We start from the raw sequence: 21887 nt of genomic DNA, 5'->3' as shown, positions 1-21887 counted from the left end.
AGCGCTCATGGCCGAGATCACCGATGCCCCGACCATCCCCGACCTCCTCCGCCGCCGGATCGGCGCCACCCCCGACCGCGAGGCGATGCGCTACCGCGACGGCGACGGCTGGACCTCGCTGTCGTGGGCACGCTTCGGCGACCTGGTGCGGGAGCTGTCGCTCGGCCTGATCGCCCTCGGCGTGGCCCCGCGGGAACGGGTCGCGATCCTCTCCGGAACCCGCTACGAGTGGATCGCCGCCGACATGGCCGCCCTCGACGCGGGCGCCGCCGTCACCTCCGTGTACCCCACGACGACCGCCGACGAGTGCGCCTACGTCCTGCGCGACTCCGGCAGCGTCGTCGTCTTCGCCGAGAACGCCGAGCAGGTCGCCAAGCTGCGATCGGTGCGCGAGCACACCCCCGAGGTGCGCCACGTCGTGCAGGTCGAGGGCGAGCCCGACCCCGCCGACGACACCGTCCTGCCGCTGCGCCGCCTCGCCGAACTGGGACGCGAGCGCGACCCCGACGAGCACGAGCGGCGGGTCGACGCCGTGCGGCCCGACCACCTCGCCACGCTCATCTACACCTCCGGCACCACCGGCCGTCCCAAGGGCGTGGAGCTCACCCACGCCAACTGGCTGTACCCGGCGCGCGCCCTGCGCGAGCTGGCCGTGCTGCACGAGGACGACGTGCACTTCCTGTGGCTGCCGCTGTCGCACGCCATGGGCAAGGTCCTGGAGATCGAGATGATCTCGACCGGCATGGCCACGGCCGTGGACGGCGCGGTGGAGCGCATCGCGGCGAACATGGCCGAACTGCGGCCCACGATCGTCGCCGCCGCGCCGCGCATCTTCGAGAAGATCCACAACACGGTCGTGGCCACCGTGCGGGCCGACGGCGGCGTGAAGCTCGCCCTGTTCCGCTGGGCCCGCCGGGTCGGCGCGCGGACCAGCCGCGCCCGCCAGGAGGGCCGCCGGCCGTCACCGGCGCTGCGCGTGCAGCACGCCGTCGCCGACCGGCTGGTCTTCGCGAAGCTGCGCGCCCGCCTCGGCGGACGCATCAGGTACTTCGTGTCCGGCTCCGCACCGCTGCCCCACGAGGTCGCGCAGTTCTTCGACGGCGCGGGCATCGCGATCCTGGAGGGCTACGGGCTCACCGAGAGCTCGGCGGCCAGCTTCATCACCAGGCCGGGCGAGGCCGCGCTCGGCACCGTCGGGCAGCCCGTGCCCGGCACGCGGGTGCGGATCGCCGAGGACGGCGAGGTGCTCATCCGCAGCGCCGGGGTCATGCGGGGCTACCACGGACTCCCCGAGGAGACCGCCCGCACCGTCGTCGACGGCTGGCTGCACACCGGCGACATCGGCGAGCTGGACGAGCGCGGGCGGCTGCGCATCACCGACCGCAAGAAGGAGCTGATCAAGACCTCCGGCGGCAAGTACGTCGCGCCCACCCACGTCGAGGGCCTGGTCAAGGCCGCCTGCCCCTACGTGAGCAACGTGCTCGTGCACGGCGACCGCCGCAACTTCTGCGTCGCCCTCGTCACGCTGGACCCCGACATCAGCGCCGCGTGGGCGCGGGAGCGGGGCGTGCCCCCCGGCGAGGTGAGCGGCCACCCGGAGATGCGCGCGCTGGTGCGCGAGGCCGTCGACGGCGTCAACGCGCGGCTGGCGCGGCACGAGACCGTCAAGGACTTCGCGATCCTCGCCGAGGAGTTCACCGTGGAGTCCGGCGACCTCACACCCAGCATGAAGCTGCGCCGCCGCGCCGTGGAACAGCGCCACCGCGCACTGCTCGACAGCTTCTACGCCACCGTCGAGCACGCCTGACGCCTCAGTAGCCGTCGCCGCCGAAGAACTGCTCCTCGATGGTGTCCGCGGTGCCCGCGAGCAGCGCCAGCGGGTCGACGAACTCGTTGATGTCCAGGTTCTCCAGCGGGAGGGAGTGCCGCAGCACCACGTGATCGCCCATGACCGCGGCACCGCACGCCACGGTCGAGTGACCGATCTCGGTGAGCAGCGCCAGCAGGTCGACATTCGCCGCCAGCCCGCACGGCGACGCGATCTGCACCCACTCGTGCTTCGCGTCGAGCACCTCGCGCACGATGATCACGACCTGCGAACGCGCGTCCTCCTCGTTCAGGTGGTCGAAGGTGAAGAGGATGCGCAGCTCGTCGCCCTCCTCGCGGATGACGTCGTACTCGCTGCGGACGTATGCCGTCAGATCGTCCCAGGTGGCCACGAACTCACCTTAGGGCGTGCACAGGCCGCCACCGCCCACACCCCGATCGCCAGCACCGCCATCACCTCGACGAGCACCAGTGCTCGCTCCACGTAACCGAGCGGGACCAGTCGCCACCAGGGCGTCCCTCCCACGGCCGAGCGCACGATCGCGAGCAGCAGCGGCGAGAACGCCACGACCGAGGCCGCGCCGAGCCCGAACGACCACCGCGCGTGCACGCCCCACACGGCGTCCCGCAGCCACGGGCGCGCCAGCAGCAGCGCCGCGACCGGCAGGCTGACGAACGCCAGCAGGCTGCCGAACCGGTGGACGTGGCCACTGATCTCGTCGCCCCCGCGCGACCAGTCGTTCTTCGGGAACAGCACCACGACCACGAGCCCCAGCGACCACAGCAGCAGCGCCACCGCGCCCCCCGAGCGCCACCGCGCCAGTCCCCGGTGCACCAGCGCCGCCAGGATCGCCGCGCTGCCCGCCGCCAGCAGCAGCACCGCCGAGTCGAAGACCCACCGCTGCGGCCCGAGCGCGTACTGGCTGATCGTGCGGCGCAGCAGCGTCACCGACTCGGTGGCCTGCCGCAGGTCCATCGCACCGATCATCACCACCGTCACGACGACCGCCAGCGCCCCGGACAGCGCCAGGGCGCGGACACCGGGGTGAGCGGCACTCGCGTGCGGGGTCGCGTCGTCGATCAGCACCGTGCTCCTCGTGTCCGGGGCGGGGGTTCACCCCACCAACGACACCCCTCCCACCCCGATTCCGCACCCGGCCGATCGACAGGAACTTCTCAGGGACGCCCCGCCCCGGCGACGAGGAGGTAGCGCCACAGCAGCAGGCGGCGCACCCGCGAGCCGGGCAGCAGTTCCGCAGCACGCCGCCGGACCTGCGCGAGCGTCATCTCCGGCGGCGTCACCGGCGCCGTCATCGGCTCGTGCAGCTCGCGCCCGGTGATCCGCTCCCCCAGCGCCACGGCGACCCGCACGACCGCGTTGACCGGCACGGCCACGAGATCGACCGGCGCGGGCCCTGCCGGGCAGCCCAGGACGATCAGCACACCGCCCGGCGCGAGCGCGTCCCGCAGCCGGGAGACGGTCTCGAACGGCACGTGGTGCAGGCTCGCCAGGCAGGTGATCACGTCGTGGCGGCCGAGGTCCGCGGTGGTGACGTCCGCGCACCGGTAGCGGACGCCGGGGTGCGGCCGAGCACGCGCGAGCACGTCCGCGGAGACGTCCAGCGCCTCCACGTCGAGCCCGCGCCGCGCGAGCTTCCCCGCCAGCGCCCCGGTCCCGCACCCCACGTCGAGCGCCGTCCGCGCACCGGCTGGCACCTGCCGCAGCACCAGCCGGTGATAGGCGCTGCCGTGGTCGAAGGCCACGGACCCGAGCGTTCCTTTCACTCAACACTGAAGCTGTAGTGGTTGTAGAGCCGGGAGCGACGCCGGGGCCGTCTCCGCCGAGGCGGCCCCGGCGCCGGCGTCAGCGGGCGGCGGGCGGGAGGGACTCCGGGGACGCCACCGGCCAGTCGCGCGGGTCGGGACCCAGCGCCACCAGGGCGGGGATCTGCAGCGCCGCCCAGGGCGAGATCTCGCGGGTGCCGTCCAGCACGCCCGCGGAGAACTCGGCCCACGGCACCCACTCCCCCGAGTCGACCTCCTCCGGGTTGGGCGCGAACCCGCCGTCGGAGAACGTGAAGAACACCGGGCACATCTCGTTCTCCACCACGCCGTTGTCCATCACCGCCCGGTAGCGGAAGGCGGGCAGCGCGAGGTTCAGGCGGCCCACCCCGGTCAGGCCCAGCTCGTCGTCGAGGCGGCGGCGCACCGCCTCCTCCAAGCGCTCGTCCGGCAGCGGGTGCCCGCAGCAGCTGTTGGTCCACACGCCGGGCCACGTCTTCTTGTGCAGCGCTCTGCGGGTGACGAGCAGCCGTCCGCCGGCGTCGAACACGTAGCAGGAGAACGCCAGGTGCAGGGGCGTGTCGGCGTGGTGCACCGCCGCCTTGTCCTGCGTACCCACGGCGTTGCCGGACTCGTCGAGAAGGAGAACGCGCTCCACACCGCACCTCTCGTCAGAAGATCTCCGTCGAGACACCATCGCACGACCGGGGTCGGCGCCGTCGTGTCACCCGGCGTCGGAGCGCTGCCGAGAGGTAGGTTCCCGCTTGCATGCGCAACCACGCATGACAGCCCAACGTGGAGGTGTGGCGTCGTGTCGCAGGAAGTTCAGGGCGTGATCGCGCGCGGGAAGGGCCGCCCGGTCGAGATGACGACGATCGTGGTCCCGGACCCCGGCCCCGACGAGGCCGTGGTGCGCGTGCAGGCGTGCGGGGTGTGCCACACCGACCTGCACTACCGCGAGGGCGGCATCAACGACGAGTTCCCGTTCCTGCTCGGCCACGAGGCCGCCGGTGTCGTGGAGCGGGTCGGCGAGGGCGTCACGTCCGTCGAGCCCGGCGACTTCGTGGTGCTGAACTGGCGCGCGGTGTGCGGGCGGTGCCGCGCCTGCGAGCGCGGCAGGCCCTGGTACTGCTTCGACACCCACAACGCGGCACAGCCGATGACGCTGACCGACGGCACGGCGCTCTCCCCCGCCCTGGGCATCGGCGCGTTCGCGGAGAAGACCCTCGTCCACGCCGGGCAGTGCACGAAGGTCGACCCGCAGGCGCGGGCCGCGGCGGTGGGCCTGCTCGGCTGCGGTGTCATGGCCGGGGTCGGCGCTGCCGTCAACACCGGCGGGGTCACCCGCGGCGACTCGGTCGCGGTGATCGGCTGCGGCGGCGTGGGCGACGGCGCGGTGGCGGGCGCGCGGCTCGCGGGCGCCGGGACGATCATCGCCGTGGACACCGACCCGCGGAAGCTGGAGTGGGCGCGGGGCTTCGGGGCGACGCACGTGGTGGACGCCCGCGAGGGCGACGTCGTGGAGGCGATCAGGGAGCTGACCGGCGGGTTCGGCGCGGACGTGGTGATCGACGCGGTGGGCCGCCCCGAGACGTGGAAGCAGGCGTTCTACGCGCGCGACCTGGCCGGGACCGTCGTCCTGGTCGGCGTGCCCACGCCGGAGATGACGCTGGAGATCCCGCTGATCGACCTCTTCAGCCGCGGCGGTTCGCTCAAGTCCTCCTGGTACGGCGACTGCCTGCCCGGCCGCGACTTCCCGGTGCTGGTCGACCTCTACCGCCAGGGACGCTTCGACCTCGACGCGTTCGTCACCGAGGAGATCGCCCTGGACGGCGTCGAGGCGGCGTTCGACAGGATGCGCTCCGGTGACGTGCTGCGCTCGGTGGTGGTGCTCTGATGGCGGCGCGGATCGACCACGCCACCACGTCGGGCACGTTCTCGCTGGACGGCCAGACCTTCGACGTGGACAACAACGTCTGGGTGATCGGCGACGCCGAGGAGTGCGCGGTGATCGACGCCCCGCACGACGTGGACGCGATCCTGCGGGTGGTGGACGGCAGGAGGGTCGTCGCGGTCCTGGCCACCCACGCGCACGACGACCACGTGCGGGTGGCCCCCGCGCTGGCCGCGGCGACCGGGGCGCCGGTGTGGCTGCACCCGGCCGACCGCGTGCTGTGGGACCTGACGCACCCGGACCGGGCGCCCGACGGCGACCTGTCCGACGGTCAGGTCGTCGCGGTGGGCGGCACGGAGGTGCACGTGATCCACACGCCGGGCCACGCGCCGGGCGCGGTGTGCTTCCACGTCCCCGAGCTGGGCGTGGTGTTCACCGGCGACACCCTGTTCCAGGGCGGTCCCGGCGCGACGGGCCGCTCCCACTCCGACCACCCGACGATCGTGGCGTCCATCCGGTCGCGGCTGCTGACGCTGCCGCCGGAGACGGTCGTGCACACCGGTCACGGCGACAGCACGACGATCGCCGCGGAGGCCGCGAACGTCTGACGGGCCGGGGCCGTCGCCTACGATGCCGTGGATGTCGGCCGCGGCGGAACGTCCCGGTCGCACCGGCTGCGACGCCCGGTGCGACCGGCCCGCCACGACGGCGGGCGGACGCGGTGCCCCCGGTCTCGGGTAGCGGGCCGGTCCCCGGCCGGGTCGAGGCGGAGTTCCTCGGCGCCGTCGGCCGGTTCGCCGGGCGGGCGCGCGGGGCCGTCCTGTGCCTGATCGGGGTCTTCGGGGTGCTGGCCACGCCGTCCGGGGCGCTGCCGCTGGGCTTCGCGCTGCTCGGGTTCACCGCGGTCGTCGCGGTGGCCGAGCTGCGCACGGCGAGGACCGGCCTCGGCGCGCGGACCACCCTCGCGCTCGTGGTGGCGCGGACGGCGGTGATCTGCGCGGCCGGGACGTGGACGGCGCCGGAACCCGGTGAGCCGAACCAGTGGGCGGTCAACGCCCTGACCGTCACCGCGCTCACCCTCCAGTGGGAGTGGCCGCCCGCCGTCACCGTGCCGGTCACCGCGGGACTGCTGCTCGTGGACCTGCTGCCGATCGACGCCGAGCAGGCCGTGTTCACGACCGCGCGGGTGCTGGTGGAGTGCGTGCTGGCGCGGCTGGTCTTCGCGCTGCTGCTGCGGACGACCCGCGAGGTGGACGCGCTGCGCGAGCGGCGGGCCGCGCTGGAGCGCGAGGAGCTGCTGCTGCGCGCGCGCCGCAGGCAGGAGCGCGAGTACCTGGCCCTGCTGCACGACACCGCGTCCGCGACGTTCCTGGTGGTGGCGGCGCACGGCCGGGCCGCCGATCCGGCCGAGGTCGCCGAGTACGCGCGCCGCGACCTGGCCGTGCTCACCGGTTCGTCGCAGGGCGCGCAGGACGGCCTCGTCGACGCCGGGGAGTCGTTGCGCGCCCTGCTCGGGCAGAGCGGGCTGCCGGTCGACGCGCGGTGGGAGCCGGTTCCGCCGCTCCCCGCCTCGGTCGTGCTCGCGCTGGTGCGCGCGGTGCGCGAGGCGCTGACCAACGTCGAGCGGCACGCGGGGACGTGCGCGGTGCGGCTCGGCGTCGAGGCGCGCGACGGCGGCGTGGTGGTGACCCTGACCGACACCGGTTCCGGTTTCGCCCCGGCCGACGTGCCCCGGCACCGGCGCGGGATCCGGGACTCGGTGGTGGAGCGCGTGGCTGCCGTGGGCGGCAGCGCCACCGTGACCTCGGAGCCGGGCCGCGGCACGACGGTGCGGCTGGTGTGGCCCGGATGAGCGGGGAGAGCACCGCGGCGGGCCGGATGTCCGTCATCGTGCGCGTCGCGCTGCTCGCCGTCGTGGCCGCCCTCCAGATCGGGCTGAGCTCGGCGCCGCTGATCACCCACCACGGCGAGTACCGCCCGGCGTGGGCCGCCGACGCGGCGTTCGCCGCGCTCGCGCTGGTGACCGCGGTCAGCGCGGTCCCGGTCCTGCGCGGGCGACCGCTGCCTCCGGTGGTCGTCGCGCCCGGCACCGCGGTGGTGCTCCTCGCCTCCGCCGCGGCCACCCTGGCGCTGCCGCCCGGTGGGCAGTTCAGCACGCCGGACTGGTCGTTCGGCCTGATCGGCTGGCACCTGATGCTGCTGCTGCTCGACCGGCTCCCCCTGTTCGGCGCGGCTCTCGCGACGCACGTCGCGATGACCGTCGGGCACGTCGTGGCGACCGGTCCGTCCGATCGCGCCGCGGTGGGCGGCGCGGGGATCGTCGTGCTCGGCGTGACGACCTTCCAGCTCGCGGCGGTGGCCATCGCCCGCGTGCTGCACCGCAGGGCGGGCCAGGCCGACGAGCTGGCCGCACAACGGGACCGGCTGGTCACCGGCGCGGCGCTGGCCGAGCAGCGGCAGCTCGACCAGCGCGCCAGGTTCGCCGGTCAGCTCGGGGCGACCCTGCCGCTGCTGGCCGGGCTGGCGGACCGGACCCTCGACCCGCGCGAGGACGACGTCCGGCACCGGTGCGCGGTCGTCGCCGCGCAGCTGCGCCGGTTGTTCGCCGAGAACGACGAGGTGCCGGACCCGCTGGTGCACGAGGTGTCCGCGTGCGTGGACGCGGCCGAGCGCTGGGGGCTGTCGGTGTCGCTGGCGGTCAGCGGGGACGCGGTGCCGGTGCCGACGGCGGTGCGCCGCGAGCTGACCGGCCCGGTGGTGGCGGCGCTGGCCCGCGCGCGGTCCCGTGCGAGGGTCAGCGTGCTGCGCACCGAGGAGGAGGTGCGGGTCGCCGTGGTCTGCGACGCGGAAGGTCCCGGCCCGCGACCGGCCGGGTCACCCGAGGTCGAGGTCACGTGCCACGCGCACGGGCAGCAGACGTGGACGGAGGCGAGATGGCGTTCCCACCGGACGGCGCAGGACTGACGGCGGTGGTCGTGGACGACCACCCGGCGGTCCGCGCCGGGGTCGCGCACTGGCTGTCCTCGGCCGACCCGCCGATCCGGGTCGTCGCGAGCGGCGAGGACGTGCGGGTCGCGTGGCTCGGGGAGGGCGCCGACGCGGACGTCGTCGTCCTGGACCTGCACCTGGGCGGACCGACCCCGGCACTGGGCGACCTGCGCAGGCTGGCCGCGGCAGGTCGGCGCGTGGTGGTCTACTCGATGCGCGCCGACGACGCCACCGCGTTGCAGTGCCTCGAACTGGGCGCGCTGTGCTACCTGACGAAGGCCGAGGGCGAGGACCACCTCGTGGAGGCCGTGCGCGCGGCCGGTCACGACCGGCCCCACACCCCGCCGTCGCTGGCCGGGGCGCTCGCGGGCGACCGCTCCGACCAGCGGCCCGCGCTGTCGGCGCGGGAGGTCGAGGTGCTCGTCGAGTGGTTCCAGTCCGAGTCGAAGGACTTCGTCGCGCACCGCCTCGGCATCGCGCCGACCACCGTCAACTCCCACCTCGAACGCATCCGCGTCAAGTACGCCCAGATCGGCCGCGACGCCCCGACGAAGGCCGCGCTCGTGGCCCGCGCCATCCAGGACGGGCTGGTCGCCGCCCACGACCTGTGAGCGGCGGGTGTGGTGCGAACGACCCACACCGCCCGGCACCGGTCGCGGCTAGCGTCCAGGACGCGGGCGCGGTTCCCGCCGGGGGTGGGAGCGGAGTTCGCAGGGCGGCACGGCCACGTGGTCGTGGCCGCGACCGCCACCGACCCCCACCGCGCCGCCGCCCGTGCCCCGTCGTCACCGGAAAGCCCTCCGGTGAGATCTACCGAGGAGTTCCGTGAAGCACTCGCGCAGCACCCTGCTCGTCCTCTCCGGCGTGACCGCCGTCCTGCTGTCCGCCTGCGGCAGCGAGGACGTCGCGGGCACCTCCGCGCCGGCGAGCGGGTCGACGGCCGCCGAGAAGTCGAGCACGCCGTCGTCGTCCACCGCCTCCTCCGCGGCCTCCTCCTCGAAGAGCGCCCCGGCCGCGACCGGTGACACGACCCCGCCCGGCACGGAGCTGTCGGTCGGCGACCGCGCGGTCGTGCCGTTCGAGTACGGCACCGACAAGTCCGGGACGATCGCCGTGACCGTCACCGCGATCGAGGCGGGCGACAACGCCGACCTCGCCGCGTTCGGCGAGAAGGCCGCCGGCATCGTGCCGATCTACGTCCGGGTGACCGTGGAGAACGTCGGCGGCGACGACCTGGCCTACAGCTCGGTGAGCCTGCGCGCGGTCGGCAGCGACGGCCGCGGCACCGGCGTGATCATCACCGGCGACACCCCGAAGTGCGAGTCGGAGAGCGCGCCGAAGAGCTTCACCGCGGCCGGTGAGACGTACGAGACCTGCGTGCTCCAGGGCGCGCGCGACGCGTCGGCCGTAACGGGCGCGACCTTCGGCAAGGGCGGCGACTACGACGACTCCCCGGTCCTCTGGAAGCGCTGAATCCGATCGCCGCTCCTCCGGAGACGGCGGTGCGGGCGCTCTGGTCCGGTCCTTTCCCACCCCGGCGCGAGTTGAGCGTTCGGGCGTGGTGAGTTGAGCTTTCGGGCGTGGTGAGTTGAGCTTTCGGGGAGTGGGCCTTCTCGTCGATCTGCTCCCCCTGGTCAGAAGACGGCGGGCCGCTCGGTCGAGGTGAGGTCGTCGGCGGCCACCCGCAGGTCGCACGCGAGGGCGATCTCGCACCCCCGCCGACGCAGAAGCCGGTGATCGCCGCGACGGTCGGCTCGTCCGGGGTCGCTCCCCCGCGTGCACGGCGGCGCTGTCGCGCGCGGCGCGCGCGGCGCTCGCGGCGTCGGGAACTCGCCGGAGCGTCGCCACCCGACCGGCGGTCTCCGGCCTCAGGAACCCGGTCACCGGCCGAACTCGACCACTCCCGCGCCGCACACCGCGCCGAGGGGGTCCGTCCAGCCGGGCAGCGCGCGCACCGGGGACGGGTGGACCGCGCCGATCGCCAGCGGACCTCCGGTCAGCGGGTCGTGCACCCCCGCGAGGCCGTGGTGCGCGCGGGTCTCCGGGTCGCAGTACCAGCCCGGTGCCCGCAGCGGTGTCCACGCGTCGCCGAAGCGCTGCTGCAACGGCGCTCCCCACGCCGTCCACCGGGAGTGCCACGCGACGGCTCCGGACTCGTCCACCAGCTCGGTCGGCGTGCCGGTCACGTCGGTGACCACCGTCCAGTTCCGCTGCCGCAGCCACCGGCTCCCACCGGCGAGGGTCGTCCACTCCGACTGGGCCACCGCGCAGCCCGTGCGCGGGTCCCAGTCCCACACCGTCGCCCTGCTGTTGCGGTGCACCTGCTCGGCGATCCGGTCGCCGTCCCAGGCGAAGTCCACCTGGTGCAGCACGGACGTGTCGTCGCGGTCCACCAGCAGCTTCGCCACCCGCCGGCCCAGCGGGTCGTAGCGGTAGCGCCAGCGCTGCCCGTCCGGGGTGACCACGCCGACCAGGCGGTCGCCCGGCCCCCACGAGTAGAGCCACGTCCCGGTGGCGCCGAACGGCGCGACGTGCTGCCGCCGCACCACGCGCCCGTGGCCGTCGTGGACCTGGTGGACGTTGCCCGCGCGCCGCACGAGCGTCCCGTGCAGCTCGCGACCGCCGATCGCGTCGGTCTGCGGCGCGGGCCAGCTCGCCAGCACCACCTCACCGGCCGCGTCGTGGTGGTACAGCTCGGACCAGCCCTCGCCCTGCACGGCGAGCACGCGGCCAGCGGCGTCCAGGTCCAGGGTGCGCGCCCCGGACAGCGCGTCCTCCTCCGCCAGCAGCACGCCGTCGAGGCGGTAGACCCACGCCTTGTGCTGCACCACCAGGCCGGGGGTCCCCGCCACGAGGGTGCGGGTGCGCGGGCGGTGAGCCGCGTCCCAGGTGGTCGTCACCACGGAGTCGCCGCAGCGGCGCTCGACCTCGCGGCCCGCCGCGTCGTGGCGGAACTCGACCACCCGGCCCGGTGTGCGCAGCACCGCGGGACGCCCGGCCGCGTCGTACTCCCAGCGGCTCTCCACGCCCGTCGGCGTGCGGCGCAGCACCCGCCGCCCGGCCGCGTCGTACTCGGAGGTGGTGGTGCGGCCGTCGACGGTCTCGGTGAGCACGCGGCCCACCGCGTCCCTGGTGATCACCAGTTCGACGTCCGCGGTGCGAGCCCGCACGAGGCGCCCGGCTGCGTCGCGGTGGAACTCGGTGACCTCGTCGCCGCACCGGGTGCGGATCACCCGGCCGCGCGGGTCCCTGGTGAGCACGGTGGTGACACCGGTCCCGTCGGTGCGCTCGACGACCCGTCCCGCCGCGTCGCGGACGTGCGTCAGCACCCGCTCGTCGCCGTCGACCTCCCGCACGAGGCTGCCCGCCGCGTCGTGCTCGCGGCTGTGCACGAGGCCCCGCTCGTCGGTGGTCGAGATCCGGCGCAGGGTGCGGTCGTACTCGTGCTCGCGGTGGGCGCCGTCCGGCGCGGTCTCGCCGAGCAGCAGCCCGAAGTGCCCGACGTCGTAGTGGGTGGTGCGGCCCATCGCGTCGACGTGGCGCCGCCGGTGGCCCTCCGCGTCGACGGTCCAGCTCTCCCGCGCTCCGTCCGGCCCGGTGGCCTCCAGCAGCGCGCCCTCGGGGGACCAGCGGAACCGGTGGACCCCGCCGACCGGGTCGGTCACCGAGATCGGCCTGCCGAAGACGTCCCGGACGCAGCGGGTGGTGCCGCCCAGCGGGTCGATCACCGCGACGGGCAGTCCCGCGCGGTCGTTCACCCAGTAGGTCGTGGCCCCCAGCGGGTCCGTCCGCGACGCCAGCGCCCCGGTCTCGTCGAAGGTCTGCACGGTGCGCGCTCCCAGCGGGTCGACGAGGGCGACGAGGTGGCCGCGGTCGTCGATCTCGTACCGCCACGCCGCGCCGGTCTCGTCGACGAACCGCGCCAGCCGGCCCGCGGCGTCGCGGACCCAGCGCCGCACGGTCCCGTCGGGGTGGGTGGTGGAGACCAGGTCGCCGCACCGGTCGTAGCGGTGGCGGGTGGTGTGGCCGAGGGCGTCGGTGACCGACAGCAGCCGGTCGTGGCGGTCCCGGGCGAACTCGGTGGCGTTGCCCAGCGGGTCGACCTCGCGGACCACCTGGCCAGCGGCGTTGAGGTGGAACTCGGTGGTGTGGCCGCGCGCGTCGGTGCGCGTGGTGGTCCGCCCGCCGTCGGCGGAGCGCTCGCCGTGGTCGAACCGCGCGTCGAGGTTCCCGCCGGGGCCGAGGACGCGCACGCAGCGCCCCGCGGAGTCGTGGACGAAGCGGCACCACGTGCCGACGCGGTCGCGCCAGCCGCGCAGCCGGCCCGCCCGGTCGTGCTCGAAGAACGTCGACTCGCCCGTGGAGTCGACCACCTCGCCGAGGTGCCCCCGCGCGTCGTAGCGGTAGGTCACCAGCGGGGCGACCGGCACGGCGACGCCGGAGCGGGCCGTCAGCACGCGCAGGCCGGTGACCCGGCCGCGCGCGGTGCTGATCCCGATCGCGGTGCCGCTGGAGTGGCGCAGCGCGACCGGAGCGCCCGCGTCGTCGCGCTCCACGTCGACGCGCTGACCGCCGCGGTCGGTGACCGCCAGCAGCGGCAGCACGGCGTCGACCGGCCGTTCCGCGTCGTCGGGGCGTCCGAAGTGGAGGGTGTGCCCGGTGGGCGCGTGCACCACGCGCAGGGCGCCGTCCTCGTCGGCGAACAGCGGCCAGCGCGGACCGCGCAGGGGCAGCGAGGAGGAGCCGGGCACCGGCAGCGGGTGGTCCAGCACCAGCCCGTCCGGCCAGAAGCAGTGCGCGCGCCCGTCGCTCAGCTCCAGCCGCGTGTCCAGGGTCGACGCCCACGACGGGCCGAAGCAGCGCCCGTGGCGGTAGGAGGACACGTGCGTGCGGCGGACCAGGAGCGCGAGCGTCCCCCGCACCTCCACGTCGGTCTGCGACAGCACGACGTCACCGGTGGCGACGTCGACCAGGTGCGCGCCGCGGTGCTCGCCCTCGCCGACCGCGACGCGCTCGCGCGGCCCGACCACGCGTCCGCAGCTCGGCGGTCCCGACGGCTGCGCCCCGGTGCCGGCCGCGCGGCTGCCCGCCGTGCTGGTCGTCTCGATCCCCATCGTCGTTCCCCTCGCTGGCGCGTCCCCCGACGCGTCCGACCGCGTTCCACCGGCTGTCCGAGCGCGTCCGTCCGCGCCCGGGGCGGTGCCGGGGCCCGCGAGCCACCGGTCCCCGCACCGTACGACCGCCGCGCGCCGGGAAGCGGCGGATCGACGGGGGTGACGCGTCCACGGGCAGCACCGCGGGAGCGAACGACTCCCCTCGTCTCGCTGCGCGGGAGGTCAGGCCGCCTTCGGGTACATCCGGACGAGGCCGGGCGGCGGGCGGAACGGCGCCCACGCGCCCACCGGCTGCGCGAGGCGGTCGGCGACGACCCACATGACGGAGGTGTTGCAGCCGAAACCCAGGTGGCTGCTGGCCACGGCGACGTTCTCCCGCAGCGGTCCCGGCTCCTCGACGCACGTCTCCCACGCCACGATGCCGTCCGTGCGCGAGTACAGCGAGGTGGCGGGCACCGGGACCGGGTGCCGCGCCCGCTCGGGCAGCGGGTGCTCCACGTCGTGCCGGAAGAACCGGGTGAGCAGCTGGTAGACCTCCTTGGCGCGGGTCTGCCGCAGGTCGGTCATCGCGTACGGGCTGCCCAGCGTGATCACCTGGCGCACCAGCTCCGGCGCCTCGCGGGCCAGCTCGCGGGCGAAGATGCCGCCCAGGCTCCAGCCGACGAGGCTGATCGGGCCGCCGCGCGCGTCGGTCAGCTCGCGCAGCAGCGTGCGCACGCCGCGCACGACCGGCGCGGTGGGACCGAGGTTCGCCCCGAGCCGCCAGCCGTGCACGTCGTAGCCGAGCCCGGCGAGGAACCGGCGCAGCGGCGCGGTCGCGCTGTCACCGGCGAGCAGGCCGGGCAGGACGAGCACGGGGTGCCCGTCGCCGCTGGGCGCACCGCGCAGCAGCGACCGCGACATCGCGAACTGCCCCAGGTCCACCACGCAGCGCGTGGGCTCGGTGAGGCACCACAGCCACCCCGGAGGCCGCCCGGTGACCAGGTGCAGCGGAGAGGTTCTCGGCTCGGGCTCGGGTGGTGCGGAAACGTGGTCCGTAGTCCTGGGCACGGGTACCTCCCCGGCTCGGCGTCGAGCGTGCGGCGCTGCCAGTGTGTTTCAGAATCGATCACACCGCCAGCACCGTCACGTCTCGATCGGGGCCGGGGTCCGGCCGGGGAACGCGCGGTCCGGCACGACCAGCGACACCGCCCCCGTCGTCAGCTCCTGCCGGCTCGGCCCGGCGGACGGGTCGCGACGAAGGTGGACTCCGGGATCGTTCCTTCGTCTGAAGTCCCGCCGCCGAGCTTGACCGTGCCGCAGCGGCATGGTTTTCACTGGGTGTCGTCGGCGTCGGGACCACGTCGCGGAGACCGGAGGGGGACACGTCGTGGGGTGGAGCACCAGGCAGCTCGCGGAGCTCGCCGGCACCACGCTGCGCACGATCCGGCACTACCACGAGGTGGGCCTGCTCGCGGAGCCCGAGCGCCGGGCCAACGGCTACAAGAGCTACGGCGTGCCCCACCTCGTCCGGGTGCTGCACGTCAAGCGCCTGACCGGTCTCGGGCTGTCGCTGGCGCAGGTCGCGGAGCTGGGCGACGTCGACGACCACCCCCGTGAAGCGTTGCGCGAGCTGGACGCCGAACTGGCCGCGACCGTCGAACACCTCCAGGGGGTGCGGGCCGAACTCGCCCTGGTCCTGGACCAGGAGGTGCTGATCGCCCTGCCGCCGGACGTGGCGCGGGTGATCGCCGACGCGACACCGTCCACGGCGGACCGCTCGTTCGCCGTGGTGCTGGCACGGCTGATCGCGCCGGAGAAGCTGTCCGCGTACGCCGAGGCGCTGCGGGGGTACGAGCAGGACCCGGTGGAGGCCGAGTTCGACGACCTGCCCGCCGACGCGGACGAGCGGACCCGGCAACACCTGGCCGACCGGATGCGCGAGCTCCCGGTCGTGGAGAGGTTGCGCGGGATCTTCCCGGACGCGACCAGCGTGCTGGCCGGTGCGCCGCGGGGCGAAGCGCTCGCCGGGCGCACGATCGGCGAGGTCGTCGCCGAGCTCTACAACACCGCTCAGATCGACGTTCTCGTCCGTCTGAACAGCTAGTTCTCCCATCTGTCGACCAGGGCGTGCCGTGTCACGCCACCAGGAGGTGTTCGCACGTGCGAAGGACGACGTCCGCGGTCGTGGCCGCGGTGGTGGCGCTGGTGGTGCCGGGGGTCTCCTCGGCTGCTCCGGCGCCGGTCGGCACCGTGACGTGGGGCGGGTGCCCGCAGGCCGTCACCGCGCCGGACCTGGAGTGCGCGACCGTCGAGGTGCCGCTGGACCACGCCGAACCGGAGGGACGCACGATCGAGCTGACGATCTCGCGCCTGGCCAGCACGAACCCGGAGAAGCGCCGGGGCGTCCTGCTGACCAACCCCGGTGGACCGAGCCCCGGCCTGATGTTCCCGGCCGAGCTGAAGGCCTTCGGCCTGCCGCAGAGCGTGCTCGACGCCTACGACGTGATCGGCGTCGACGGGCGCGGGATCGGCCACAGCACACCGGTGACGTGCGACCTGACGGAGGAGCAGCAGGCCGCGGGCAGCGTCCCGCCGTACGCCGTGACGCCCGCCGACGTGCGGGAGTGGGCCGAGGAGACGAAGAAGATCGCGCAGCAGTGCGCCGCGTCCTCGACGGCCTGGATGCTGCCGCACATCAGCACCGCGAACACCGCCCGCGACCTGGACAGGGTCCGCGCCGCGCTGGGTGAGCGCACGGCGTCGTTCCTCGGCTACTCCTACGGCACCCACCTGGGCGCGGTGTACACGACGCTGTTCCCGCGGACCACCGACCGCGTCGTGCTCGACAGCAACCTCGGCGCCGGCGGCTGGGACGTCGACGCCAACCGCAGGTACGGCCGCGGAATGGAGGACAGGTTCCCCGACTTCGCGACGTGGGTGGCGGCCCGCCCCGACCTCGGCCTGGGCAGCACGCCGCAGCAGGTGCGCGCGAAGTACTTCGACCTCGCCGGTCGCCTCGACGAGGCACCGGTTCAGGGGTTGACCGGTCCGCAGTTCCGGATGCTCTCGTTCGTCTTCACCTACAGCGACGCCGCGTTCGGCACGCTGGCCGCGATCTGGAGGGCGGTCGACACGAACGTGCCGCTGCCGGAGCTGCCGGAACTCCCCGGCGTGGACCTGGAGAACCTGGTCTCCAGCCGCCTGCACGTGATCTGCGCCGACTCCCGCTGGCCCACGTCGGTGGAGACCTACCAGCGCAACGTCGCCGTCGACCGCGTCCGCTACCCGCTGTTCGGCGCGGCCGGGGCCAACGTCCAGCCCTGCGCCTTCTGGCCCGACCCCGTCGAGCCGCCGGTGCGGATCTCCGACCGGGGACCGCGCACCGTGCTGATGGTGCAGAACGAGCGCGACCCCGCCACGCCACTGGCCGGGGCGCGGACCCTGCGCCGGGCGTTCGGCGACCGGGCGGCGATGGTCACCGTCGACCAGGGCGGTCACGGCGCCTACGTGCTGGGCGGGAACACCTGCGCGAACGACCGGGTGACGGACTACCTGCTCGGCGGGCCGCGTCCTGCGCGCGACCTCGCGTGCGCCGCCGAGGTCCGGGCGCAGGGGTAGCCCGGCCGCGGACCGCGCCGCGCGGCGACCGACCAGGGGAAGTCGGTCGCCGCGCGGCGCGTCCGTTCGCACGCGCACGATCAGGTGATGCGGTGCCCCCGCCGTCCGGAAGCGTCGGACCCCACCGGCAGAATGCCAGCCCGTGACGACGTCCATTGACCAGAGGATCGCCGACGAGCTCGGTGTGCGCGCGAACCAGGTGACGGCGGCGGTGGAGCTGCTCGACGGCGGCGCGACCGTGCCGTTCATCGCCCGCTACCGCAAGGAGGCCACCGGCACGCTCGACGACGCGCAGCTCCGCACGCTGGAGGAGCGCCTCGGCTACCTGCGGGAGCTGGAGGACCGGCGCACCGCCGTCCTCGACTCGGTCCGATCGCAGGGCAAGCTGGACGACGCCCTGGAGGCCCAGATCCGCGCCGCCGACTCCAAGGCGCGGCTGGAGGACCTCTACCTGCCGTTCAAGCCCAAGCGCCGCACCAAGGCCCAGATCGCGCGCGAGGCCGGGCTCGAACCGCTGGCGGACACGCTGCTGGCCGACCCGTCGCAGGACCCCCGCGCGCTCGCGGAGACCTTCGTCGACGCGGGCGGGGACGTCGCCGACGCCGCCGCCGCGCTCCAGGGCGCCCGCGCGATCCTCGTGGAGCGCTTCGGCGAGGACGGCGACCTCATCGGCGAGCTGCGCGAGACCGTGTGGTCGCGCGGCCGCCTGGTGGCGAAGGTCCGCCAGGGCGAGGAGGCGCAGGGCGCGAAGTTCTCCGACTACTTCGACTTCTCCGAGCCGTTCACCACGCTGCCCTCGCACCGCGTGCTCGCGATGTTCCGCGGCGAGAAGGAGGGGGTGCTCGACCTCGTCCTGGAGCCGGAGTCCGACGACACCGCCGAGGACGGCCCCAGCTCCTACGAGACGCGGATCGCGCAGCGCTTCGGCGTGGCCGACCTGGGCCGCCCGGCCGACCGCTGGCTCTCCGACACCGTCCGCTGGGCGTGGCGCACGCGCGTCCTCGTGCACCTCGGCATCGACCTGCGCTCGCGGCTGCGCCAGGCCGCGGAGGACGAGGCGGTGCGCGTGTTCGCCACGAACCTGCGCGACCTGCTGCTCGCCGCTCCCGCCGGCACCCGCGCGACGATGGGCCTGGACCCCGGTTTCCGCACCGGCGTGAAGGTCGCCGTGGTCGACGCGACCGGCAAGGTCGTCGCGCACGAGACGATCTACCCGCACGTGCCGGCGAACCGCTGGGACGAGTCGATCGCCACGCTGGCGCGGCTCGCGAAGGCCCACTCGGTCGAGCTGATCGCCATCGGCAACGGCACCGCGTCCCGCGAGACCGACCGGCTGGCCACCGACCTGATCAAGCGGCACCCGGAGCTGAAGGTGACGAAGGCGGTCGTGTCCGAGGCCGGGGCGTCGGTCTACTCGGCGTCGGCGTTCGCCTCGCAGGAGCTGCCCGACCTCGACGTGTCGATCCGCGGCGCGGTGTCGATCGCCCGCCGCCTCCAGGACCCGCTGGCCGAGCTGGTGAAGATCGATCCGAAGTCGATCGGCGTGGGGCAGTACCAGCACGACCTGTCGGAGTCGAAGCTGTCGCGGTCGCTGGACGCCGTGGTCGAGGACTGCGTGAACGCCGTCGGCGTCGACGTCAACACCGCCTCCGCGCCGCTGCTGACCCGCGTCTCCGGCATCAGCACCGGCCTCGCGGAGAACATCGTGCTGCACCGCGACGCGAACGGCCCGTTCCGCTCGCGCCGGGCGCTCAAGGACGTGCCGCGCCTCGGTCCGAAGGCGTTCGAGCAGTGCGCGGGCTTCCTGCGCATCCGGGACGGCGAGAACCCGCTCGACTCCTCCAGCGTGCACCCGGAGTCCTACCCGGTCGTGCACCGCATCCTGGAGCGGGCGGGGACGGGCGTCGAGTCGCTGATCGGCAACAGCTCGGTGCTGCGCTCGCTGCGTCCCGCCGAGTTCGTCGACGACTCGGTCGGCCTGCCCACGGTCACCGACATCCTCAAGGAGCTGGAGAAGCCGGGCCGCGACCCGCGTCCGGCGTTCACGACGGCGACCTTCGCCGAGGGCGTCGAGAAGATCGGCGACCTGGAGCCCGGCATGGTGCTGGAGGGCGTCGTGACGAACGTGGCCGCGTTCGGCGCGTTCGTCGACGTCGGCGTGCACCAGGACGGTCTCGTGCACATCTCGGCGTTGTCGAACACCTTCGTGAAGGACCCGCGCGACGTCGTGAAGTCCGGCGACGTGGTGAAGGTGAAGGTGCTGGAGGTCGACGTCGACCGCAAGCGCATCGGCCTGACCCTGCGGTTGCAGGACGAGCCGGGCAAGCCCGCGAAGCAGAACCGGGGCGGCGGGGGCGAGCGCGGCGGCCGAGGCGGCGGTGGCGGCGACCGGGGTGGCCGGGGTCAGCAGCCGCAGCGGTCGGGCGGGCGCTCCGGCGGTTCCGGCGGCGGCTCCGGGTCCGGGTTCGGCGGCGGCGCGATGGCCGACGCCCTGCGCAGGGCGGGTCTGCGGGGAAGCTGAGGTTGTCATCGCTCGTCCGGGGGTACGGAGGGAGAAACGTGCCCCCGGTCGGGGCGAGCGACGAAGGGACGTGGCGTGAGCGCAGACGCGGACGCAGACGCGGTGGTGGTGGGGTCCGGTCCCAACGGTCTGGTCGCGGCGAACGTGCTCGCGGACGCGGGGTGGCGGGTGCTCGTGCTGGAGGCGTCCGACGAGCCGGGCGGCGCGGTGCGCACGACGCAGAACACCGCCCCCGGCTACCACAACGACCTGTTCAGCGCGTTCTACCCGCTCGGAGCCGGATCACCGGTGATGCGGGAGCTGGAGCTGGAGCGGTACGGCCTGCGCTGGCGGCACGCGCCGGAGGTGCTGGCGCACGTGCTGCCCGACGACCGCGCGGTGCTGCTGTCGCGGGACCTGGAGCGCACCGTCGCGTCCGTCGCGACCTTCGCGCCGGGTGACGCCGACGCGTGGCGCGCCGACGTGGCGGAGTGGCGGCGGCTCCGCGACGACCTGCTGGAGGCGCTGCTGCGGCCGTTCCCGCCCGTGCGGGCCGGTGGGCGGCTGCTGCGGACGCTGGGTGCCGGTGGGGCGCTGCGCTTCGCCCGCACGCTGACGCAGTCCGTGCGGGCCTACGCCGACGAGCGCTACACCGGCGAGGGCGCGCGGCTGCTGCTCGCGGGCAACGCGATGCACACCGACCTCGGCCCGGACCAGTCGGGCAGCGCCGTGTTCGGCTGGCTGCTCGCGATGCTCGGCCAGGACGTCGGGTTCCCCGTGCCGGAGGGCGGCGCGGGGCAGCTCACGGCAGCGCTGGTGCGACGGCTGGAGGACCGCGGCGGCCGGGTCGAGTGCGGACGGCCCGTGGTGAAGGTCCTCACGGCGCGCGGGCTGGCGCTGGGCGTGCGGGACGCGCACGGCGTGGACGTGCGCGCGCGCCGGGCGGTGCTCGCCGACGTCAACGCCCCGGCGCTGTACCTGGGGCTGGTGGGCGCGGACGCGCTGCCGTCCCGGCTCGTCGACGACCTGGCGAAGTTCGAGTGGGACGACGCGACGATCAAGGTCGACTGGGCGCTGTCCCGGCCGATCCCGTGGACCGCGCCACAGGCGCGCGGCGCGGGCACCGTGCACCTCGGCGCGGACTTCAACGGACTGGCGGGCGTCGGCAACGACCTGGCGTGCGGCCGGGTGCCGCGCACGCCGTTCCTGCTGCTGGGCCAGATGACGACGACGGACCCCACCCGGTCGCCGGAGGGCACCGAGTCGGTGTGGGCCTACACGCACGTGCCGCGCGGTGAGCGCTGGACGGCGGACCGGTTGCGGCGCAGGGCGGACCGCATCGAGCAGGTGGTGGAGCAGCACGCGCCGGGGTTCCGCGAGAGCATCGTCGGCCGCGTGGTCAACGGCCCGGCCGAGATCCAGTCGATGAACCCGAACCTGGTGGACGGGGCGATCAACTCGGGCACGGCGGCGATCCACCAGCAGCTGGTGTTCCGGCCGGTGCCCGGCCTGTCCCGGCCGGACACGCCGATCGACCGGCTGTTCCTGGCCAGCTCCTCGGCGCACCCCGGCGGGGGTGTGCACGGGTCGGCCGGCGCGAACGCCGCGCGGGCCGCCCTGGTCCGCGACGGCGTCGTCGGGGGCGGCTACCGCGCGGTGGTGCAGGGCCTTCAGCGGGCGATCTACCGCTGAAGGCCGAGCGCGGCGCTCAGCGCTGGCGGCGCACCGCGAGGTCGGCCAGCCGGGCGAGCGCCGCGCGGTTGCGCGGGGGGAACAGCACGTCCTGCACGGTCTTCGGCAGCACCGTCGCCGGGCCGCGGGTGATCCGCTCGATCATCCGCACCCTGGTGCGGTCGGGGGCGACGGGGTGCAGTTCGAGCCGGACGACCGCGGCGCCGACCGGCCACATCCGCGCGTCGAGCTCGATCATCCGCAGCGGCTCGACCGCCTTGACCTCGGTGGTGTCCTCGATCTCCACGGGCCAGAAGCCGATGCTGTGGTGGATGCGCGTGCCGAGCGCGGGCCACCCCTCGTCCACCTGGCGGATGTGGGAGGCGCCGACGACCCAGCCCGCGTAGGACCAGCCGTCCGCGATCACCTCCCACACCCGTTCCGCCGAGGTGAGGATCTCCGTGCTCACTTCCGCCATGCCGCCTCGGCTACCCGGGTGGACCCGGCGGAA

Annotated in this window: 18 protein-coding genes; 11 read left to right on the top strand and 7 right to left on the bottom strand. The window is 74.7% G+C overall.

Features of this window, described 5'->3' with window-relative positions:
• Nucleotides 1-7: 7 nt before the first annotated feature.
• Nucleotides 8-1807, top strand: coding sequence for an AMP-dependent synthetase/ligase (locus tag IMZ35_RS10910; protein WP_199440848.1), 1800 nt, complete (start codon nt 8-10; stop codon nt 1805-1807).
• 4 nt (nt 1808-1811) lie between these two features.
• Here the strand turns inward: IMZ35_RS10910 and IMZ35_RS10905 are convergent, their stop codons facing one another.
• The 4 genes from IMZ35_RS10905 to idi all read right to left on the bottom strand — a co-directional run bounded on the left by IMZ35_RS10905 (nt 1812) and on the right by idi (nt 4267).
• Entirely contained in the window at nt 1812-2219 is a 408-nt protein-coding gene (locus tag IMZ35_RS10905) for a type III secretion system chaperone family protein (RefSeq protein WP_199440847.1), read from the bottom strand.
• The gene (locus IMZ35_RS10900) at nt 2198-2914 is read right to left on the bottom strand and encodes a DUF998 domain-containing protein (RefSeq protein ID WP_307867914.1); all 717 of its coding nucleotides are present in this window, start codon (nt 2912-2914) and stop codon (nt 2198-2200) included. The genes IMZ35_RS10905 and IMZ35_RS10900 overlap by 22 nt, the downstream gene beginning before the upstream one ends.
• 89 nt (nt 2915-3003) lie before the next feature.
• Nucleotides 3004-3591, bottom strand: a complete 588-nt coding sequence (locus tag IMZ35_RS10895; protein WP_199440846.1) for a class I SAM-dependent methyltransferase — start codon at nt 3589-3591, stop codon at nt 3004-3006.
• A gap of 100 nt (nt 3592-3691) precedes the next feature.
• Nucleotides 3692-4267: an isopentenyl-diphosphate Delta-isomerase gene (gene idi / locus IMZ35_RS10890; RefSeq protein ID WP_307867913.1), complete on the bottom strand. Its 576-nt coding sequence runs from the start codon at nt 4265-4267 to the stop codon at nt 3692-3694.
• A gap of 153 nt (nt 4268-4420) precedes the next feature.
• Between idi and IMZ35_RS10885 the strand changes: the two genes are divergently transcribed.
• From IMZ35_RS10885 to IMZ35_RS10860, 6 genes are all read left to right on the top strand, one after another.
• Nucleotides 4421-5506, top strand: a complete 1086-nt coding sequence (locus IMZ35_RS10885; RefSeq protein WP_199440844.1) for an S-(hydroxymethyl)mycothiol dehydrogenase — start codon at nt 4421-4423, stop codon at nt 5504-5506.
• Nucleotides 5506-6111 (top strand): MBL fold metallo-hydrolase, encoded by a 606-nt coding sequence (locus IMZ35_RS10880; protein ID WP_199440843.1) that lies wholly within the window; start codon nt 5506-5508, stop codon nt 6109-6111. Before IMZ35_RS10885 ends, IMZ35_RS10880 begins: the two co-directional genes overlap by 1 nt.
• Nucleotides 6112-6224: 113 nt before the next feature.
• The gene (locus IMZ35_RS31710; RefSeq protein WP_199440842.1) at nt 6225-7355 is read left to right on the top strand and encodes a sensor histidine kinase; all 1131 of its coding nucleotides are present in this window, start codon (nt 6225-6227) and stop codon (nt 7353-7355) included.
• Nucleotides 7352-8467, top strand: coding sequence for a hypothetical protein (locus tag IMZ35_RS10870; protein ID WP_229371726.1), 1116 nt, complete (start codon nt 7352-7354; stop codon nt 8465-8467). Before IMZ35_RS31710 ends, IMZ35_RS10870 begins: the two co-directional genes overlap by 4 nt.
• Nucleotides 8437-9102: a response regulator gene (locus IMZ35_RS10865; RefSeq protein ID WP_199440841.1), complete on the top strand. Its 666-nt coding sequence runs from the start codon at nt 8437-8439 to the stop codon at nt 9100-9102. The genes IMZ35_RS10870 and IMZ35_RS10865 overlap by 31 nt, the downstream gene beginning before the upstream one ends.
• 214 nt (nt 9103-9316) lie before the next feature.
• Complete coding sequence (locus IMZ35_RS10860; protein ID WP_199440840.1) at nt 9317-9964, top strand: hypothetical protein; 648 nt, start codon at nt 9317-9319, stop codon at nt 9962-9964.
• Between the two features lie 407 nt (nt 9965-10371).
• On the opposite strand, the gene IMZ35_RS10855 is transcribed toward IMZ35_RS10860, so the two are convergent.
• Together IMZ35_RS10855 and IMZ35_RS10850 are read right to left on the bottom strand one after the other, a co-directional pair.
• On the bottom strand, nt 10372-13605 hold the full coding sequence (locus IMZ35_RS10855) for a DUF6531 domain-containing protein (protein WP_199440839.1): 3234 nt from the start codon (nt 13603-13605) through the stop codon (nt 10372-10374).
• A gap of 222 nt (nt 13606-13827) precedes the next feature.
• Nucleotides 13828-14655 (bottom strand): esterase/lipase family protein, encoded by an 828-nt coding sequence (locus IMZ35_RS10850; protein WP_199440838.1) that lies wholly within the window; start codon nt 14653-14655, stop codon nt 13828-13830.
• 319 nt (nt 14656-14974) lie between these two features.
• Here IMZ35_RS10850 and IMZ35_RS10845 point away from each other — a divergent pair, with 319 nt between their 5' ends.
• From IMZ35_RS10845 to IMZ35_RS10830, 4 genes are all read left to right on the top strand, one after another.
• Entirely contained in the window at nt 14975-15691 is a 717-nt protein-coding gene (locus IMZ35_RS10845; RefSeq protein WP_199440837.1) for a MerR family transcriptional regulator, read from the top strand.
• Between the two features lie 56 nt (nt 15692-15747).
• On the top strand, nt 15748-17205 hold the full coding sequence (locus IMZ35_RS10840) for an alpha/beta hydrolase (protein ID WP_199440836.1): 1458 nt from the start codon (nt 15748-15750) through the stop codon (nt 17203-17205).
• A gap of 142 nt (nt 17206-17347) precedes the next feature.
• Nucleotides 17348-19726, top strand: coding sequence for a Tex family protein (locus tag IMZ35_RS10835; protein WP_199440835.1), 2379 nt, complete (start codon nt 17348-17350; stop codon nt 19724-19726).
• A 75-nt stretch (nt 19727-19801) separates the two neighbouring features.
• Nucleotides 19802-21397 carry a phytoene desaturase family protein gene (locus IMZ35_RS10830; RefSeq protein ID WP_199440834.1) on the top strand — a complete coding sequence of 532 codons (1596 nt, stop codon included), beginning with the start codon at nt 19802-19804 and terminating at the stop codon, nt 21395-21397.
• A gap of 16 nt (nt 21398-21413) precedes the next feature.
• Here IMZ35_RS10830 and IMZ35_RS10825 read toward each other — a convergent pair whose 3' ends face one another.
• The gene (locus IMZ35_RS10825) at nt 21414-21854 is read right to left on the bottom strand and encodes an SRPBCC family protein (protein ID WP_199440833.1); all 441 of its coding nucleotides are present in this window, start codon (nt 21852-21854) and stop codon (nt 21414-21416) included.
• Nucleotides 21855-21887 lie beyond the last annotated feature (33 nt).

The organism is Umezawaea beigongshangensis, assembly GCF_016464305.1.
Classification (GTDB): domain Bacteria; phylum Actinomycetota; class Actinomycetes; order Mycobacteriales; family Pseudonocardiaceae; genus Umezawaea_A; species Umezawaea_A beigongshangensis.
The sequence above is the reverse complement of the archived record's forward strand: the minus strand, read 5'-3'. Positions and strand labels throughout refer to the sequence as shown.

Coding starts and splice junctions, on each gene's coding strand:
- IMZ35_RS10910 (WP_199440848.1), top strand. CDS start 8: ATGGCCGAGATCACCGATGCCCCGACCATCCCCGACCTCCTCCGCCGC.
- IMZ35_RS10880 (WP_199440843.1), top strand. CDS start 5,506: ATGGCGGCGCGGATCGACCACGCCACCACGTCGGGCACGTTCTCGCTG.
- IMZ35_RS10870 (WP_229371726.1), top strand. CDS start 7,352: ATGAGCGGGGAGAGCACCGCGGCGGGCCGGATGTCCGTCATCGTGCGC.
- IMZ35_RS10865 (WP_199440841.1), top strand. CDS start 8,437: ATGGCGTTCCCACCGGACGGCGCAGGACTGACGGCGGTGGTCGTGGAC.
- IMZ35_RS10855 (WP_199440839.1), bottom strand. CDS start 13,605: ATGGGGATCGAGACGACCAGCACGGCGGGCAGCCGCGCGGCCGGCACC.
- IMZ35_RS10825 (WP_199440833.1), bottom strand. CDS start 21,854: ATGGCGGAAGTGAGCACGGAGATCCTCACCTCGGCGGAACGGGTGTGG.